15 protein-coding genes and 1 pseudogene are annotated in these 17947 nt (G+C 71.8%); 7 read left to right on the forward strand and 9 right to left on the reverse strand.

Annotation, left to right across the window (positions count from 1 at the left end; genetic code table 11):
* Position 1 precedes the first annotated feature (1 nt).
* Positions 2–1165 (reverse strand): HpcH/HpaI aldolase/citrate lyase family protein, encoded by a 1164-nt coding sequence (locus ACZ3IL_RS06780; RefSeq protein ID WP_467387345.1) that lies wholly within the window; start codon positions 1163–1165, stop codon positions 2–4.
* Between the two features lie 188 nt (positions 1166–1353).
* Here ACZ3IL_RS06780 and ACZ3IL_RS06785 point away from each other — a divergent pair, with 188 nt between their 5' ends.
* Entirely contained in the window at positions 1354–2238 is an 885-nt protein-coding gene (locus tag ACZ3IL_RS06785; protein ID WP_467388184.1) for a TerD family protein, read from the forward strand.
* 15 nt (positions 2239–2253) lie between these two features.
* Here the strand turns inward: ACZ3IL_RS06785 and ACZ3IL_RS06790 are convergent, their stop codons facing one another.
* From ACZ3IL_RS06790 to ACZ3IL_RS06815, 6 genes are all read right to left on the reverse strand, one after another.
* Positions 2254–2991: a TerD family protein gene (locus tag ACZ3IL_RS06790; RefSeq protein WP_467387347.1), complete on the reverse strand. Its 738-nt coding sequence runs from the start codon at positions 2989–2991 to the stop codon at positions 2254–2256.
* A gap of 105 nt (positions 2992–3096) precedes the next feature.
* Positions 3097–4245 carry a DUF475 domain-containing protein gene (locus ACZ3IL_RS06795; protein WP_467387349.1) on the reverse strand — a complete coding sequence of 383 codons (1149 nt, stop codon included), beginning with the start codon at positions 4243–4245 and terminating at the stop codon, positions 3097–3099.
* A gap of 29 nt (positions 4246–4274) precedes the next feature.
* Positions 4275–4850, reverse strand: coding sequence for a TerD family protein (locus ACZ3IL_RS06800; RefSeq protein ID WP_467387351.1), 576 nt, complete (start codon positions 4848–4850; stop codon positions 4275–4277).
* 81 nt (positions 4851–4931) lie between these two features.
* On the reverse strand, positions 4932–5507 hold the full coding sequence (locus ACZ3IL_RS06805) for a TerD family protein (protein ID WP_467387352.1): 576 nt from the start codon (positions 5505–5507) through the stop codon (positions 4932–4934).
* Positions 5508–5645: 138 nt separating this feature from the next.
* Complete coding sequence (locus ACZ3IL_RS06810) at positions 5646–6104, reverse strand: peroxiredoxin (RefSeq protein WP_467387354.1); 459 nt, start codon at positions 6102–6104, stop codon at positions 5646–5648.
* Positions 6105–6247: 143 nt separating this feature from the next.
* Complete coding sequence (locus ACZ3IL_RS06815; protein WP_388694541.1) at positions 6248–6670, reverse strand: DUF3052 domain-containing protein; 423 nt, start codon at positions 6668–6670, stop codon at positions 6248–6250.
* A gap of 418 nt (positions 6671–7088) precedes the next feature.
* Between ACZ3IL_RS06815 and aceE the strand changes: the two genes are divergently transcribed.
* Complete coding sequence (aceE, locus tag ACZ3IL_RS06820; RefSeq protein ID WP_467387356.1) at positions 7089–9821, forward strand: pyruvate dehydrogenase (acetyl-transferring), homodimeric type; 2733 nt, start codon at positions 7089–7091, stop codon at positions 9819–9821.
* A gap of 168 nt (positions 9822–9989) precedes the next feature.
* On the opposite strand, the gene ACZ3IL_RS06825 is transcribed toward aceE, so the two are convergent.
* Together ACZ3IL_RS06825 and ACZ3IL_RS06830 are read right to left on the reverse strand one after the other, a co-directional pair.
* Positions 9990–10418, reverse strand: a complete 429-nt coding sequence (locus tag ACZ3IL_RS06825) for a peptidase inhibitor family I36 protein (RefSeq protein WP_467387358.1) — start codon at positions 10416–10418, stop codon at positions 9990–9992.
* Positions 10419–10574: 156 nt separating this feature from the next.
* On the reverse strand, positions 10575–12197 hold the full coding sequence (locus ACZ3IL_RS06830) for an MFS transporter (RefSeq protein ID WP_467387360.1): 1623 nt from the start codon (positions 12195–12197) through the stop codon (positions 10575–10577).
* 139 nt (positions 12198–12336) lie between these two features.
* Here ACZ3IL_RS06830 and ACZ3IL_RS06835 point away from each other — a divergent pair.
* The 5 genes and pseudogenes from ACZ3IL_RS06835 to ACZ3IL_RS06855 all read left to right on the forward strand — a co-directional run.
* A pseudogene (locus tag ACZ3IL_RS06835) lies at positions 12337–12966 on the forward strand (TetR/AcrR family transcriptional regulator); the annotation flags it as partial.
* Positions 12967–13231: 265 nt separating this feature from the next.
* Positions 13232–14443 carry an alpha/beta hydrolase gene (locus ACZ3IL_RS06840; RefSeq protein ID WP_467387362.1) on the forward strand — a complete coding sequence of 404 codons (1212 nt, stop codon included), beginning with the start codon at positions 13232–13234 and terminating at the stop codon, positions 14441–14443.
* 65 nt (positions 14444–14508) lie between these two features.
* Positions 14509–15516, forward strand: coding sequence for a DUF4429 domain-containing protein (locus ACZ3IL_RS06845; protein WP_467387363.1), 1008 nt, complete (start codon positions 14509–14511; stop codon positions 15514–15516).
* 142 nt (positions 15517–15658) lie between these two features.
* On the forward strand, positions 15659–17233 hold the full coding sequence (locus ACZ3IL_RS06850) for a sensor histidine kinase (RefSeq protein ID WP_467387365.1): 1575 nt from the start codon (positions 15659–15661) through the stop codon (positions 17231–17233).
* Positions 17230–17910: a response regulator gene (locus ACZ3IL_RS06855; RefSeq protein ID WP_467387367.1), complete on the forward strand. Its 681-nt coding sequence runs from the start codon at positions 17230–17232 to the stop codon at positions 17908–17910. Before ACZ3IL_RS06850 ends, ACZ3IL_RS06855 begins: the two co-directional genes overlap by 4 nt.
* Positions 17911–17947: the final 37 nt, after the last annotated feature.

Raw genomic sequence — 17947 nt, forward strand, 5'->3', positions numbered from 1 at the left:
GTCAGCCGGCGAGTCCGGCGGTGAGCAGATCCACGAAGCCGACGTCCTCCCTGGCGACGCCGAAGACCTCGGCGCGCAGGAGGATGCGTTCGGCCCACGCGCGATGCGGCTTCACTTCGTTCATCTTGTTGGTGTACGCGGAGCGGAGCACCCCGCCGCCGCCCCGTTCGGGCCGCAGGATGTCCTGGGCGTCGCTCCACTCCTCGTGGCTGACCACGGAGAGCGCGTGCACCGGCCCCACGTGGGTGGGGTGGATGCAGGTCTTGCCGAGCAGGCCGTTGGCCCGGTCGAGTTCGATCTCCCGCAGCAGGCCGTCGAGGTCGTGCTCGATGAGCGCCGTGCGCAGGTCCTCGGCGCGTCCTTGCAGGAAGGGGCTGCGGCGCAGCTGGGGCTTGAACATGCGCTCGCCGGGCCTGAAGTACTCCCAGACGGGTCCGGTGATGGTGAAGCCGGTGCCGTCGGCACGGCCGAGGACGTTGACGACGTCGGAGATGACGTGGGCGACGATCTTGACGTCGTACGCGGTCATCTCGGGCGAGCGGCGGAGTCCGTAGGCGGAGCAGAAGTCGGTGACGCCGAGGCGCAGGGCGAGGACGTGGTCGCGGTACTCGCGGGTGATCGAGGCGATTCCGGTGAGGGTCTCGACCCGGGTCTCCAGGTGGAGGAGTTCGGGGGACTCCAGGACGGGCATGGCGAAGAGGCGCCTGCCGCTGGTCCGCTCGGCCTCGGCCAGCGCGTCGAGGAAGGCCCGCCCGCGGCTCTCGGTGAATTTGGGCAGTACGAATCCGGACAGCAGGCGAATCGTTTCGCCGAGGCGGTCGGCGAGATCGGTGATCTGGCCGGGCTCGCGGACCCGGATGAAGAGCAGGGGGACGTCCGTCCCGCCGGCGGCGAGATCCGCGAACTCCCGGACGAGATTGTCCTCCCCCGCCTCCACGTCGGCGTCACCGATGGAATCCTCCAGGCAGAGCACCATGGAGACCACTCCCCGGGCGGCCTGTTTGCGCACGGCGTCGGCGAGCCGGGGCCGGGTGGCCGGGCTGTAGAGCGTGGCGCCCAGAGCCACGGCGAGCGTGCGCGCGGGCGAGTCGGCCGTGAACTCGGCCGGCTCCCGGTGGAACAGCCCGGTCCGCTTCGCGGACGGGATGTGCCCGAAATGACGCATATGAGTACCCCGTCTGCCGTTCGATGTCCCGTCTGTACCCCGACGGTACGTGGCCGGTAATAGTACGTAGACGCGAGTGTCCTCGGTTCCCTCGCGATGTGAAATCCGGATGACCCGGCGGCGTCCACCGTCCCGGTCCCGCATCGATGCCGCCCCCGCGTTGTCTGCGGGTCGGCCGGGAGGGCAGGATTGCGGTCATGACGCACGCGATGCTGAAGGGCTCCAACGTCCCTCTCGACACCGCGGCCGTACGGGCCGTGCTCCGCTGGACCCCGGGCGCCGGGGTCCCCGACGTGGACGCCTCGGCCCTGCTGCTCGGGCCGTCCGGGCGCGTGCGGTCCGACGAGGACTTCGTCTTCTACAACCAGCCGCGCCACCCCTCGGGGCTCGTGCGGCGGCTGCCGAAGAAACGGGACGCCGCGGGACTGACCGACACCGTGGAGGCCGACCTGGGCGGTCTGGACGCCTCGGTCGACCGGGTGGTGATCGCCGCCTCCTCCGACGGCGGCACCTTCCGCTCCGTCTCCGACCTGCGCATCCTGCTGTACGACGCGTCCGCCGGCGCCGGGGACGAGCCGCTGGCCCTGTTCGAGGTGATCGCCGAGACCGGCGAGGAGACGGCCGTCATCTGCGGCGAGCTGTACCGGCGCGGGGACGGCTGGAAGTTCCGCGCGGTGGGACAGGGCTACCCGACGGGGCTCGTCGGCCTCGCCACCGACTTCGGCATCTCGGTCGACGAGGACGCCCAGGAGGGGGCGCAGGAGGGCCAGGACGGCCTGCCCGGCGCCCCGCGGACCCCGGGCCCGGATTCCCCCGTCACCGGCTCCCCGGTCCACGGCACGCCCGCCGGCGGCTCCCCCGACCCCGAGGCGACCGTGGTGCACGCCCCCGTGCCGCCGCTCCCCGGGGTGCCGCCGAGGCCGGACCGCGCGCCCTCCTACGACCACCCGCGGCAGCCGGAGCCCTCGCCGGCCCCCGCGTACGGCTATCCGCAGCCGGTGGGCGTTCCCGACCGGGACCCGTCCCCGGACTTCCGGATGCCGCCGATGGGCCCCCAGTTCGTGCGGTCCTGAGCGCACGGGCCGCGGTCACGCCCTGGTCTTGTAGCCCCGGCCCCACTGGAGGCCCCAGCCGTACAGCCGGTCCAGCTCCGCCTGGAAGCCGTACACGAACCGCACCTCGCGCCGGACCGTCAGCTCGCCCTTGACGTTCTCCACGGAGAAGACCGCACAGGAGCGGGCCTGCGGGGCGCGCTCGTCGAGTTCGATCTCGATCCGGGGGCCGTTGCTCGGGTAGAGCGTGACCGTGGCGTGGGTGCGGTCGAAGGCCGGCGTCTGGTCGTAGATGTAGACGAAGAACAGCAGCCGCTTGAACTCGTCCTTGTGGTCCAGGTTGACGAAGATCGTCTCGCCGGAGGAGCCGCCGAAGCGGTCGTCCCCGCTCAGCTTGACGTAGGGGGCCGCGTTCAGGTCGCCGAAGAAGTTGCCCAGCGGCTGCACCACGCCCTTGCTGCCGTCCGCCAGCTCGTAGAGGCAGCCCAGGTCGAGGTCGACGTTGACCATGCCCTGGGTGTGGGCCTGGACGACCTCGGGCTTGAAGAGCTGGGAGGGGTGCCGCAGCAGCTGCCGGCTCTGGCGGGAACGGCCCTCCAGGTCGGAGGTCCGCATCCGCCAGGAGAGGTTCACCCGCAGATTGCCGGAGGCGGCGCCCTGCTTGGTGAGCGAGACGGACGGGCGCCGTTTCGTCAGGTCGATCGCGTTCGACGCGGAGTTGCCCGAGTCGAACTGGGCCGACCTCCCCGCGAACAGGTTGTCCCAGAAGGCCATGCCGCCTCCACCCCCACTGGTCGTCGTCCACACCGCGCACATGCCCGCGGGGCGGCCGGGTGCTCCGGCCGCCCCGCAGTGAAGCGTTCCTCACCGCCGGGGGCGTCACACCCCGGAGGTCACCTCGGTCTTGTCGCCGGAGGAGCCGGAGCCGCCCCCGGAGGCCTCGAGCGCCTTGTTGCGGCGGACGGAGGACCAGAAGGACCAGGCGATCAGGACGACGCCGATCAGGCCGGTGACGACCTCGTTGATCTCGTACTGGATGGTGACCAGGAGCAGCACGGCGAGGGCGCCGATCGCGTAGTGCGCGCCGTGCTCCAGGTAGACGTAGTCGTCGAGGGTGCCCTGCTTGACCAGGTAGACCGTCAGCGAACGCACGTACATGGCGCCGACGCCGAGGCCGAGCGCCATCAGGACGATGTCGTTGGTGATGGCGAAGGCGCCGATGACGCCGTCGAAGGAGAAGGAGGCGTCGAGGACCTCCAGGTAGAGGAACATGAAGAAGGCGGCCTTGCCGGCGAGCTGGACCGCGGAGACCTTCTTGCCGGAGCGCCTGGCCTCTTCCTCGGCCTCGTGCTCGCGCTCCTCCTCCTCCTCCAGCTTGTTCTCGAAGAAGCCGGACAGGCCGCCGACCACGAGGTAGGTGATGAGGCCGGCGATGCCGGAGACGAGGACCGTCTGCGCCTTGTCGGCGTGCGCGCCGCCGTGCTGGTGGGCGTGGGTCGCGAAGGTCATGGCGGTGACGAGCAGGGCGACCAGCGCGATGCAGACCGACAGCATGTCGACCTTGCCGAGCTTGGCCAGCGGGCGCTCCAGCCAGCCGAGCCACTTGATGTCCCGGTCCTCGAAGATGAAGTCCAGGAAGATCATCAGCAGGAACATGCCACCGAAGGCGGCGATCGACGGGTGGGCGTCGGTCACCAGCTCCTGGTACCTGTTCGGCTGGTTGAGGGCCAGGTCGACCGCCTCGATCGGCCCGATCTTCGCGCTGATGGCGACGATCACGACGGGGAAGACGAGCCGCATGCCGAAGACGGCGATCAGCACGCCGACCGTGAGGAAGATCTTCTGCCAGAAGGCATTCATCTTCTTCAGGATTCCGGCGTTGACCACCGCGTTGTCGAAGGAGAGCGAGATCTCGAGGATGCACAGGATCGCGACGATCCCGAACGCTTTCCACCCCCCGTAGAGCACTGCCACGACCAGGCCGAGCGCAGTGATCGCGAACGACCAGCCGAAGGTTTTCAGAACCACTGTCTACCCCATCGTGAAATTACATGGCTTTACGAAACGTTGACCCCGAAGTCTAGAGCGATGCCCCGCAGACCGGACGCGTACCCCTGCCCCACCGCCCGGAACTTCCATTCGCCGTTGTAGCGGTACAGCTCGCCGAAGATCATCGCGGTCTCGGTCGAGGCGTCCTCGGAGAGGTCGTAGCGGGCGAGTTCCTGGCCGTCCGTCTGGTTCACGACACGGATGAAGGCGTTGCTGACCTGGCCGAAGCTCTGGCCCCGGTTGTCGGCGTCGTGGATCGAGACCGGGAAGACGATCTTGTCGCAGTGGGCCGGCACCCTGGTGAGGTCCACGACGAGGGACTCGTCGTCCCCGTCACCCTCGCCGGTGAGGTTGTCGCCGGTGTGTTCGACGGAGCCCTCGGGGCTGCGGAGCTGGTTGTAGAAGACGAAGTACTCGTCCCCGAGCACCCGGCCGGCCTGGCAGAGCAGGGCGCTGGCGTCGAGGTCGAAGGGGGCCCCGGTGGTCGAGCGCGCGTCCCAGCCGAGTCCGACGAGGACCTGGGTGAGGTTGGGTGCGGCCTTGGAGAGGGAGACGTTGCCTCCCTTGGCGAGCGTGACGCCCATGATTCTGTTCCTCCCCGGTGGTGATGAGGCGCGTCCGGCGCCGCACTTCCGTGCGGCGCCGGACGGTTCGAACGGTTCGGCTCAGACGTTGACGCCGAAGTCCTGCGCGATGCCGCGCAGGCCGGAGGCGTAGCCCTGGCCGACGGCGCGGAACTTCCACTCGGCGCCGTGGCGGTACAGCTCGCCGAAGACCATGGCGGTCTCGGTCGAGGCGTCCTCGGAGAGGTCGTACCGGGCGATCTCGGCGCCGCCGGCCTGGTTCACGACGCGGATGAACGCGTTGCGCACCTGGCCGAAGGACTGCTGGCGGTTCTCGGCGTCGTAGATCGAGACCGGGAAGACGATCTTGGCCACGTCGGCCGGCACGGTGGCCAGGTTGACCTTGACCTGCTCGTCGTCGCCCTCGCCCTCGCCGGTGAGGTTGTCACCGGTGTGTTCGACGGAGCCGTCGGCGCTCTTCAGGTTGTTGAAGAAGACGAAGTCCTGGTCGTTGCGGACCTTGCCCTCCTCGCTCACCAGGATGGCGCTGGCGTCGAGGTCGAAGTCCGTACCGGTGGTGGTGCGGACGTCCCAGCCCAGACCGACGGTCACGGCGGTGAGGCCAGGGGCCTCCTTGGTCAGCGAGACGTTGCCGCCCTTGCTGAGGCTGACTCCCACGAGTCCCTCCATAGGTTTCCAGGGGCAGCGCCCCCAGTCGTGCGTTGGCATCGGATCAACGAATCGATCCTAGTGACGGGTTCCCGCTCGAAACAGCCGATTCGCCCTTCGAACACGGGGTGTCGGTCCGGGGACGGCTCAGAGTGCGGCGAGGGCCTTCTTGTACGCGTCGAGGTTCCGGGCGTCCGGCAGGGCGTTGACGACGCTCCAGCGGACGACGCCCGCCTTGTCGATGACGAAGGTGCCGCGCACCGCGCAGCCCTTCTCCTCGTCGAAGACGCCGTAGGCGCGGGAGACCTCGCCGTGCCTCCAGAAGTCGGAGAGCAGCGGGAAGTCCAGGCCCTCCTGGTCGCCGAAGACGCGCAGGGTGTGGATCGAGTCGTTGGAGACGGCGAGGAGCTGGGTGTCGTCGTTGACGAAGAACGGCAGGTTGTCGCGCAGCTCGCGCAGCTCGCCGGTGCAGACGCCGGTGAAGGCGAAGGGGTAGAAGAACAGCACCACGTTCTTCTCGCCGCGGAAGCCGGCGAGCCGGACGGTGCGCCCGTGGTTGTCCTTGAGCTCGAAATCCGGGGCCTCGGTGCCGACCTCGATCGCCATCGCGTGCGCGTCCCTCTCGACGGGGCCCGGTCCCCCGGTCGACGGAACCGGGGCGCGGGCCGAAACGGTGGACCCCACCCTACGCCCGTGGGCGAAAGCCCCCGCCGGACAGGGTCCGGCGGGGGCTCGTCGCAGTGCGGTGATCAGCGCTTGGGGGTGGCCAGGCGGGTGCCCGTCCAGTCCTTTGCCAGGCTGATGCTCTTGGTCTGGGAGAGACCAGCGGTCTGCGCGGCATCGTTGATGTCGCTCGGCTCGATGTAGCCGTCGCGGCCGGTCTTCGGAGTCAGCAGCCAGATCATGCCGCCGTCCTCCAGAAGACCGATGGCGTCCACCAGGGCGTCGGTGAGATCGCCGTCCTCGTCGCGGAACCACAGCACGACGGCGTCGGCGACGTCGTCGTACTCCTCGTCCACGAGATCGGCCCCGATGATGGACTCGATGCCTTCACGGAGATCTTCGGCGACGTCGTCGTCGTAGCCGATCTCCTGGACCACCTGTCCGGGCTCGAACCCCAGCCTCGCTGCCGGGTTGGTCCGCTCCTCCGCGTGGTCCGCGGTCGCGCTCACGGCTTGCCTCCTGCTCATTCGGAAAATGCTGTGGCCACGCGTATGCGCGCGGCGCTGGCCGTAGTCCACACGTGCCGGGGCGGATCGCGCAAGTACCCGGCCCCGGAGACCGCCGAAACGGTGACGTTTGGGGCCGTCTCGCCGCAACTTCCGGCACCGCCGGCCGTCCTCCGCGACCGGGTGCGAGTGATTCGTCCCGCTTTTGAGGACTTCTGTCTCCTCAGTCTGCCGAACGCCCGGACGGAACGCATGCGCGGGTTGGGCGTAAGGTTGCGATTTGACCGTAACCAGGCACGCGTGAGGCCGCCCCCCGAGGGTTACCTCTCGGTAAAGATGACGTCTGGCGCCGGCGGGGTACACGATGGAGATCCCGACCACCCCGTGGCCCCGTGGGCACCCCGAACAGCTAAGGAAGAGCGTGGCTCCCGGATCAGATCGCAATCCGATCATCATTGGCGGCCTTCCCAGCCAGGTCCCGGACTTCGACCCGGAAGAGACCCAGGAATGGCTCGACTCCCTCGACGCCGCCGTCGACGAGCGGGGCCGGGAGCGGGCTCGCTACCTCATGCTCCGCCTGATCGAGCGGGCCCGCGAGAAGCGCGTGGCCGTGCCCGAGATGCGCAGCACGGACTACGTCAACACCATCGCCACCAAGGACGAGCCCTTCTTCCCCGGCAACGAGGAGATCGAGCGCAAGGTCCTCAACGCCACCCGCTGGAACGCGGCCGTGATGGTCTCGCGCGCCCAGCGCCCGGGCATCGGCGTCGGCGGCCACATCGCGACCTTCGCCTCCTCGGCCTCCCTCTACGACGTCGGCTTCAACCACTTCTTCCGCGGCAAGGACGAGGGCGACGGCGGCGACCAGATCTTCTTCCAGGGGCACGCCTCCCCCGGCATCTACGCCCGCGCGTACCTGCTCGACCGGCTGAACGACGCCCAGCTCGACGGCTTCCGCCAGGAGCGCTCGAAGTTCCCGAACGGCCTCTCCTCGTACCCGCACCCGCGGCTGATGCCGGACTTCTGGGAGTTCCCGACCGTGTCGATGGGCCTCGGCCCGCTCGGCGCGATCTACCAGGCCCGGATGAACCGGTACATGGAGGCGCGGGGCATCGCCGACACCTCCAAGTCCCACGTCTGGGCGTTCCTCGGCGACGGCGAGATGGACGAGGTCGAGTCCCTCGGCCAGCTCTCCATCGCGGCCCGCGAGGGTCTGGACAACCTCACCTTCGTCGTCAACTGCAACCTCCAGCGGCTCGACGGCCCGGTGCGCGGCAACGGCAAGATCATCCAGGAGCTGGAGTCGATCTTCCGGGGCAACGGCTGGAACGTCATCAAGCTGATCTGGGACCGCTCCTGGGACCCGCTGCTCGCGCAGGACCGGGACGGCATCCTGGTCAACAAGCTGAACACCACCCCGGACGGGCAGTTCCAGACGTACGCCACGGAGACCGGCGGCTACATCCGGGACCACTTCTTCGGCGACGACCACCGGCTGCGGGCCATGGTCGAGGGCATGTCCGACCAGCAGATCCTGCACCTGGGCCGGGGCGGTCACGACCACCGGAAGATCTACGCGGCCTACGCGGCGGCGAAGGCCCACACCGGCCAGCCGACCGTGATCCTCGCGCAGACCGTCAAGGGCTGGACGCTCGGACCGAACTTCGAGGGCCGCAACGCGACCCACCAGATGAAGAAGCTGACGGTCGACGACCTCAAGCGCTTCCGCGACCGGCTGCACATCCCGGTCACGGACAAGCAGCTGGAGGAGGGCCTGCCCCCGTACTACCACCCGGGCCGGGACTCCGAGGAGATCCAGTACATGCACGACCGCCGCAAGGCGCTGGGCGGGTACGTCCCGACCCGGGTCGTGCGGGCGAAGCCGCTGGCGCTCCCCGACGACAAGGCCTACGCGGCGGCCAGGAAGGGATCGGGCCAGCAGTCGATCGCCACCACCATGGCGTTCGTCCGCATCCTGAAGGACCTCATGCGGGACAAGGAGATCGGCAAGCGCTTCGTGCTGATCGCCCCCGACGAGTACCGCACCTTCGGCATGGACGCCTTCTTCCCGAGCGCCAAGATCTACAACCCGCTGGGCCAGCAGTACGAGGCGGTGGACCGCGAGCTCCTCCTCGCCTACAAGGAGTCGCCGACCGGCCAGATGCTGCACGACGGCATCTCCGAGGCCGGCTGCACGGCCTCGCTGATCGCCGCCGGCTCCGCGTACGCCACGCACGGCGAGCCGCTGATCCCGGTGTACGTCTTCTACTCGATGTTCGGCTTCCAGCGGACCGGCGACCAGTTCTGGCAGATGGCCGACCAGCTGGCGCGCGGCTTCGTGCTGGGCGCGACCGCCGGCCGCACGACGCTGACCGGCGAAGGACTCCAGCACGCGGACGGGCACTCGCACCTCCTCGCCTCGACCAACCCGGCCTGCGTCGCCTACGACCCGGCGTTCGGCTTCGAGATCGCGCACATCGTCAAGGACGGTCTGCGCCGGATGTACGGCCCCGAGGCCGAGGACGTCTTCTACTACCTGACCGTCTACAACGAGCCGATCCAGCACCCGGCCGAGCCGGAGGACGTGGACGTGGAGGGCATCCTCCGGGGCATCCACCGCCTCAAGCCGGCCGGGGCCGGCACGATCCCGGCGCAGATCATGGCCTCCGGCGTCGGTGTGCCGTGGGCGATCGAGGCGCAGCGCATCCTCGCCGAGGAGTGGAACGTGCGGGCCGACGTCTGGTCCGCCACCTCCTGGACCGAGCTGCGCCGCGAGGCCGTGGCCGTCGAGGAGCACAACCTGCTCCACCCGGACGAGGAACAGCGCGTCCCGTACGTGACGCGCAAGCTCCGGGGCTCCGAGGGCCCGTTCGTGGCGGTCTCGGACTGGATGCGCGCGGTGCCGGACCAGATCGCCCGCTGGGTGCCGGGTCCGTACACCTCGCTGGGCGCGGACGGCTTCGGCTTCGCGGACACGCGCGGCGCGGCGCGGCGCTACTTCCACATCGACGCCCAGTCGATCGTGCTGGCGGTGCTGACCGAGCTGGCCCGTGAGGGCAAGGTCGAGCGGTCGGTCCTGAAGCAGGCCGTGGACCGCTACCAGCTGCTCGACGTGGCGGCGGCGGACCCGGGCGCGGCGGGCGGCGACGCGTAGCCCGTCGGACGCGACCCGTGAGGCGCGGCCCGTGACACGGGGCCCGCGAGGGAAGGTGAGGGGCGGTGGGACCGACGGTCCCGCCGCCCCTCGTCGTGTCCCGGGCTCCTCGTCGTGTCCCGGGCTCCTCGTCGCGTTCCGCGAGTCTTCGCGTCCTCCCGGGCGCGGCTACCGCTCCCAGATCTTGAACGCTCTGACCTCGTACGGCGTCTGCGGCACCCAGGTCCCCTTGCCCGGGTAGGTCTCGAACTCGCCCGTCTCCGCGCACTCGGCGGACTGGTACGTGGTGACCGGCCGTCCGGTGCGGTTGGCGAGGGACTGGGCCGAGGTGCCGGCCGGCAGGGCGACGCAGCTGTCGATGTCGGTGGTGGCCAGCTCGTGGCTCTGCGCCCTGCCCCTGAAGTCGGGCTTGGCCCAGAGGCAGAGCCGGCCGGGGCCGCAGGGGCCGAGCTTCGTCCCCGGAGCCGCGACCGCCGCCCCGCCGCCGGCCGGCGGTCCGGGCGGCGCTCCGGCGGTGGCGGCGGCCGGCAGGGTGGTGAGGAGGAGGACCGCCAGGGCGGCGGTCGTCAGAAGTCGCTTCGTACACAGATCACGCATGGTGCTGAACCCCCGGTTTCGTCACTCTCTGTCACCAGAACTCTGCCGGAGGTGACCGCCGGTTGAGAAGGGGGCCAAAGCTTCTTCACCCGAACGGGCGACGGCCCCCTCCGGACCGCGTCCGGAAGGGGCCGTGCGAGGAGCGGGGAGCGGGCCTCAGATGTGGGCGCCGCCCATGCCCGCCTCCGCGTTCTCACCGCGCTTGGTGAGGGTGGCGACGAGCGCCGCGACGACCGCGACGACACCGGCGACGGTGAAGGCCAGGCCCATGCCCTCCAGGAAGGTGTCGTGGATGACGCCGGTGATCCGCTGGAAGACGTCCGGGGTCATCCCCGGCGCCTGGGCCAGCTGCGCCGGAGCCATGCCGAACTCCGCCGCCTGCTCCAGCTCCGGGCTGGGCGGAGCCGGAATGCCGGCCGCCTTCCAGTTGTCCGCGAAGACGGCGGAGACCTTGGAGGACATCACGGCACCGAGGACCGCCGTGCCGAGGGCGCCGCCGACCTGCATGGCGGCCTGCTGCAGACCGCCGGCCACACCGGAGAGCTCCAGCGGCGCGTTGCCGACGATGACCTCGGTGGCGCCGACCATGACCGGGGCGAGCCCGAGGCCGAGGAGGGCGAACCAGAGGGACATGGCGAAGGCGCCGGTGTCGGGGGAGAGCGTGATCATGCCGAACATGGCGACGGCCGTGCAGACCATGCCGCCGACGAGCGGCACGCGCGGGCCGAACTTGGTGATCAGCACGCCGGCCAGCGGCGAGGAGACGATCATCATCGCGGTCAGCGGCAGCAGGCGCAGGCCGCTGTCCACCGGGCTGAGCCCCTTCACGCCCTGGAGGTAGAAGGTCACGAAGAACAGGCCGCCCATGAAGGCGAAGGCCATGAGGACCATCAGGATCACACCGGCCGAGAGCGGCACGGAGCGGAACATGGCCAGCGGGATGAGCGGTTCCCTGACCTTGGTCTCCCAGAAGGCGAAGACCGCGAAGAGGAGGAGCGCGCCGATCAGGCCGCCCCAGGTCTTGGCGCTGCCCCAGCCCCAGGACTCGCCGGCCTTGATGAGGCTCCAGACCAGGGAGGCCATGGCGCCGGAGAGCAGCACGATGCCGAGGATGTCGAAGGAGCGCGGCGCGTTCTCCGCGCGGTGGTCCTTGAGGATCACCAGGCCGAAGGCGAGGGCGACGACGCCGACCGGCACGTTGATGAAGAAGACGGACTGCCAGCTGACGTGCTCGACGAGCAGGCCGCCGACGATCGGGCCGCCGGCCGTCGAGGCGCCGATGACCATGCCCCAGATGCCGATGGCCATGTTCAGCTTCTCGGCGGGGAAGGTGGCGCGCAGCAGGCCGAGCGCGGCCGGCATCAGCAGGGCGCCGAAGAGGCCCTGGAGGACGCGGAAGGCGATCACGGCCCCGATGGAGTGGGAGAGGCCGATGGCGCCCGAGGCGGCGGCGAAGCCGGCGATGCCTATGAGGAAGGTCTGCCGGTGGCCGAAGCGGTCACCGAGCTTTCCGGCGGTGATCAGGGCGACGGCGAGCGCGAGCAGGTAGCCGTTGGTGATCCACTGGACCTGGGCGAGCGTGGCGCCGAGGTCCTCCTTGATGGCGGGGTTGGCGATCGCGACGATCGTGCCGTCGAGCGCGACCATCATCACGCCCACGGCGACGGCGAACAAGGTCAGCCACGGATGGCCGCGCAGTCCCTTCGCCGGGCCCGGAACGGCTCCCGGGGCATCCCCCTGACCCTGCGGGGCCTTTTTCACGGTGGTCTGACTAGTCATACGGCCGAGGCTAGTGTCAGCCGCTGACAATTGACAAAGCGATTCACGCGCCGGTAACTGTCACGTAGCTCACAGGTACTCTGATCTGGAGCAAAACCTTGCAAAACGTCTGTGGAACGTGTGGAAAGAGGACCCCGAGGTGACCCTGCCCGGACTGCGCGAGCGGAAGAAGCAGCGCACGCGCGACGCGCTGATCCGGGTGGCCCTGGAACTCTTCACCGCCCACGGGTACGAGCGGACCACGGTCGACGAGATCGCGGAGGCCGTCGAGGTCTCCCAGCGCACCTTCTTCCGCTACTTCTCCTCCAAGGAGGAGGTCGCCTTCGCCGTCCAGCAGATGGTGGAAGAACGTTTCGTCCGCGCCCTCGAACAGCGCCCCCCGGCCGAGGGCCCCCTCGACGCGATGCGCAACGCCGTCCTCTGCGCCTGGGACACCATCGGCGACGCCATCACCGAGGTCGTCCCGGTCGCGCTGTACCTGCGCACCTTCCGGCTGATCGAGTCGACGCCCGCGCTGCTCGCCGTCCACCTGCGCCGCTCCACCGAGATGGAGGAGACCATCGCCCGGATCATCGCCGCACGCGAGGGCGTCGACGTGGACGAGGACCCGCGCCCCCGCATCGCGGTGGCGGCGTTCAGCGGGGTGATGCGGGTGACCGGCCAGATGTGGGGCCGGGGGACCGACCAGAGCCTGGGGGCCATCCGCGCGCTCACCGAGGAGTACCTCGACCACCTCGGCCCGGCGCTGACACCGCGCTGGCGGGACGGGAACGGAGCGGGGACAGGGGCCGGGAACGGAGCGGGGCTCGGGGGCGGGACAGGGGCAGGGAACGGAGCGGGGGCCCGGAGCGGGCCGGGCGCCGGGCCCGGGTCCGGCGCCGCCTCCCCGTCCCTTCCCGGGCCCGGGTCCGGCGCCGCCTCCCCGTCCCTTCCCGGGGCCGGGAAGGCACACGGCGTCACCGCGTAGTCCCCCTCCGTACCGCGCCCGCCCCGGCCGTCCGGCGCGGCGCGCCCGCCCCGTAGGGTGGCGGCCCGTGATCCCCGCCGGCGCCTCGCCCACCCTCACCGTCACGCGCGCCCTGTGCGCGCTCGCCGTCGTGTTCGTGCTCCTGGCGACCACCGGGTGGACCGCGCCCCGGCACCGGACCGTGCCGAAGATCTCCCGCGAGGCCGCGCTCGCGGCGTGGGCGCGCGACCGGGCCGGCCACCGCCCGCTGCCCGGGCCGGGCACCCCCGCCCGTACCGTCGCCGCCTTCTTCACCGGGCTCGGCCCGGCGGCCGGGGCCCGGCTCGCCGAGCGGCACCCGCTCGTCGTCGGCAACCTCGACGGAGCTCCCCCGGCCCTGCGCTACCGCGCCAACCGGATCACGCTCGCGCGCGCGTACGACGCCGAGCACGGCAGGGCCGACGATCCCCGCCTCTCCCCCGAGGGCCGTCACGAGGCCCGGCGGCGGATCGACCGCTTCGCCGCGCTGCTGCGGCCGGACCGCCAGGTCCTCGCGTTCGACCCGACGGGCACGGGCCGGGTCGCCGAGGTGTTCGGGGACCTGGAACGGGCCCGGCGCGTCTCGGTCGTCGTGCCCGGCGCCGACACCAACCTCCTCACCTTCCAGAGGACCCACGGCCGGTACGGGGCCCCCGTCGGCATGGCCCGGGCCCTCTACGACGCCGAGCGACGGACCGCGCCCGGCGTCCGGGTCGCGGTGATCGCCTGGGCCGACTACACCGCGCCCGCCGGGATGGGCATCGACACGATGACCGGCCGTCTCGCCGAGGCGGGCGCCGCACGGCTCGTGGGACTGGCCGAGGCGCTGCCCGGGGACGCCCGGGTGACGCTCTTCTGCCACAGTTACGGCTCCGTGCTCTGCGGAGCCGCCGCGCCCCGGCTGCCCGCCCGGGTGACGGACGTGGCCGTGGCCGGGAGCCCCGGGATGCGGGTGGAGCGGGCCGCCGACCTCGCCGCCCCGGCCCGGATCTGGGCGATGCGGGACGCGGACGACTGGATAGCGGACGTGCCGCACGTGACGGTGGGCGGCATCGGGCACGGTGCGGACCCGGTGGAGCCCGGGTTCGGCGCGCGGCTGCTCTCGGCGGGCGGGGCCACCGGGCACAGCGGCTACTTCGAGCCGGGGACGGTGAGCCTCGGCAACTTCGCCGCGCTGGGCACCGGCGCCTACCCGCGACTGGTCTGCGCGCGCGCCGGCAGCGCCTGCCGCGAGGGAATTTCCGGTACGGAGGGGGCCTGACGCGTGTAGATCCCGTGATTTCCGGACCTTTCACGGGGGCGACGCCGGGGCGGGTGCCGCTTACGATGAGCCGCATGGGTGATGTGCTGGCCGGAATTCATGCCACCTGGGAGTTCGAGAGCGACGCCCTCGTCATCCGCTTCGAACGGGGGATTCGGACGCCGAAGCTCTTCCAGGTCCTGCGCGAACGACGCGTACCGTACGAGGCGTTGGCGTCCGCGACGCTCTCGCCCGGCAAGCGGGGGACCGTCGTGCTGCACGCCGTGCCGAGGCCGGGCGCCGATCCGCTGATGGAGGCGGCCGCGGGCCAGCTCAAGGAGAGCTGCGACCCGTACCGGCTGGTGCTCCCGGCGGACCGGGAGACGCTCGCCGAGTACTACCGGGACGAGTTGCGGGCGCTCCTGCCCCGGGAGCCGGAGGTCGCGGGGGCCTCCGGACACGGCGGGGGCGCCCCGTACGACGGAACCGACGTGCTCGGCGGAACCGGCGCGCCCGTGGGGCCCGGCCGGGACGGCGCGCCCGACGGGCCCGGCGGACCGGAGGAGGCGTACGGGACGGGCGGGACGGTGACGCCCGCCGAGCGGTTCCTCGTGGCGCCGCCGCCGGGGCCGCTGTCCTTCAAGGCGTACGACGGGAAGGCGTCCTTCGACGGCGGTTCGGAGGTCGCGTTCCGCTGGTTCTGGACGGGGGCCTCCTCGGAGAAGTGGAAGGCGGGCGACCAGACCTTCTCGGTGCGGGACCTGTGCGGGATCGAGTGGCGCTCGCCCGAGGTCTTCGACGGGCACCTGCGGCTGATACCCCGGGACGCCGCACTCCGGCCCACCCGGCCCGACCACGACCCGGCGTCCGTCGTCTTCGGCCTCGGCTACGGGCTCGTCCACGAGTCGCTCCCCTTCGCGGCCGCCGTCCTCGCGGCGGTCCGGGGCGCGGACCGCACCCCCGTGCCCGTCGGGTCCCAGGCGCCCGAAGCGGTGGCCGAAAGGATTCGCCACCTGGGCGAGCTGCACCGGGCCGGCCTGGTGACGGACGAGGAGTTCTCCGCGAAGAAGGCCGACCTGCTGGCGGAGCTCTGAGGGTCCGGGCCGTGGGCGGGGTCCGGATTCCGGGTCCGGATTCCGGGTCCTCCGCGTCCGGCGTCATACCCCGGTACCAGGCCGCGTCCCGGTCCCGGGTATGACGCCGGACGCCGGAGCCGCTGCCTACCCTGGGCGGGTCATGGCTACCGAACCGCGGCCCGAGCCGCCCGTCCCCTCCCCCTCCGGACCGCCCGCCGCCCCGCCGCCCGGACCGCCCGCCGCCTCCCCCTGCGGGCAGCCCGTCCGGGACCAGCGGAACGCACCCTCCGAACCGCCCGCCCAGGACCAGCGGAACGCGCCCTCCGAGCCGCCCCTCCAGGACCAGCCGAACGCGGCCTCGGAGCCGCCCGCCGACCGGTCCGACCGGTCCGGGCGGTCCGGGCGGTCCGCCGCTCCTCGGTCCGGGCCGCGCGCCGGCCGCCGTTCCCTCTCCGGCGCGCTGCGGGCCGTCGGGGCGCACGGGGCGTTCCAGGGGCTCGGCGCCGCGTTCACCACCCCCGCCGCGCCCGGGACCCCGCTGTTCGCCGACGCCTCCTCGCGGTGGGTGCGGCTGCTGCCGTACGCCGTCGCCCTCGCGTTCGCCGCCTCGCTGGTCCCCACCACCATCCACCTCCTCATCCACGACTACGGGGTCAACGGCGCCCTCGCCGGGGCGATCGGCACCGCCCAGGCGGCCCCGCTGCTGCTCGCCGTCGCCCACCCCCTCCAGGCCTGGTGGATCGTCCTCGCCGCCGACGTGCTCGGCGCGTTCGCGATGCTGGGCGCGGACGGCCCCCAGGCGCGGCTCTGGCCCTGGACGCCGCCGGCCGTCATCGGCTACTGCGCGCTGATGCTCGCGCTCGGCCTCCGCGAGTCCCGGCGGGTCCTGTTCGGCGTGTGGCTGACGACCGGTGCGGCCGGCTACCTCCTGGGGGCCCTGCGGCCCGCCGGGCAGATCGGCGTCCACACCCTGCTGCTCGTCCTGAGCGGGGTGCTGCTGCTGCTCACCTCGGCCGTCCGCGCCCGGGGAGACGCGCAGCGGCGGCTCGTGGAGCAGGAGACCATCAGCGAGGCCGAACGGTCCCGCCGCACGCTCCTGGAGGAGCGGGCCAGGATCGCGCGCGAGCTGCACGACGTCGTGGCCCACCACATGTCCGTGATCACCGTGCAGGCGGACTCGGCCCCGTACCGCATCCCGGAACTCCCCGACGCGGCCCGCGAGGAGTTCGTCTCCATCGCGGCGAGCGCGCGCGAGTCGCTGGCGGAGATGCGCCGGCTGCTCTCCGTCCTGCGCAGCGACGGCGGCGAGGGCGAACGGGCCCCGCAGCCGGGTCTCGACCGGGTCCAGCAGCTCGTGGAGGCGGCGGTGCGGGCCGGGGTGCCGGCCGAGCTGCGGCTCGCCGCCGGTCTCGGCGACGTGCCGCAGGCCGTGGACCTCTCCGCGTACCGGATCGTGCAGGAGGCCCTCGCCAACGTCGTCCGGCACGCGCCGGGCGCCCCGACCCGGGTCTCCGTCCGGTCCGGCGACGGGTGGCTGACGGTCCTCGTCGTCAACGGGCCGTCCCTGGAAGGGCGTTCGTCCGTCGAGCGGGGCGCCTCCGGGACCGGGCACGGGCTCGTCGGCATGCGGGAGCGCGTACGGTTGACCGGCGGCACGCTGGACACCGGGCCGCTGCCGGACGGCGGCTTCCGGGTCGCGGCCCGGCTCCCCCTGCGTACGAAGGACCCCGAGTGACCATCCGCGTGATCATCGTCGACGACCAGGCCATGGTGCGGGCCGGTTTCGCCGCGCTGCTCGCCGCGCAGCCCGACATCGACGTCGTGGGGGAGGCCCCCGACGGGCGGCTGGGCGTGGAGGTGGCGCGGTCGGCGCACCCGGACGTGGTGCTGATGGACGTGCGGATGCCGGAGCTGGACGGGCTCGCGGCGGCCCGCGAGATCCTGGGTCCGCCGGCCGGGGTCGCGCACCGGCCGAAGGTGCTGATGCTGACCACCTTCGACGTGGACGACTACGTGTACGAGGCGCTGCGCGCGGGCGCGTCCGGATTCCTCCTGAAGGACGCGCCGCCGGCCGACCTGATCGCGGCGGTGCGGGTGGTGGCGGCGGGCGAGGCGCTGCTCGCGCCCTCCGTGACCCGCCGCCTGATCGCCGACTTCGCCGCCTCCCGCCCGGCCCCGCGCCGGGACACGGCGGCCCTGCGCCTGAACGGCCTCACGCCGCGCGAGACGGAGGTCCTGGAGCTGATCGCCCGGGGCCTGTCCAACCAGGAGATCGCGGAGGGCCTGGTCCTCGCCGAGCAGACGGTGAAGACCCACATCGGCCGGGTCCTCGCCAAACTGGACCTGCGCGACCGGGCCCAGGCGGTGGTCTTCGCGTACGAGTCGGGGCTCGTGACGCCGGGCACCGCCTGACCGGGGCGCCGCCCGCCCCGGACACGGTCCGCTCCGG

It is taken from the genome of Streptomyces sp. NPDC014907 (assembly GCF_055562975.1).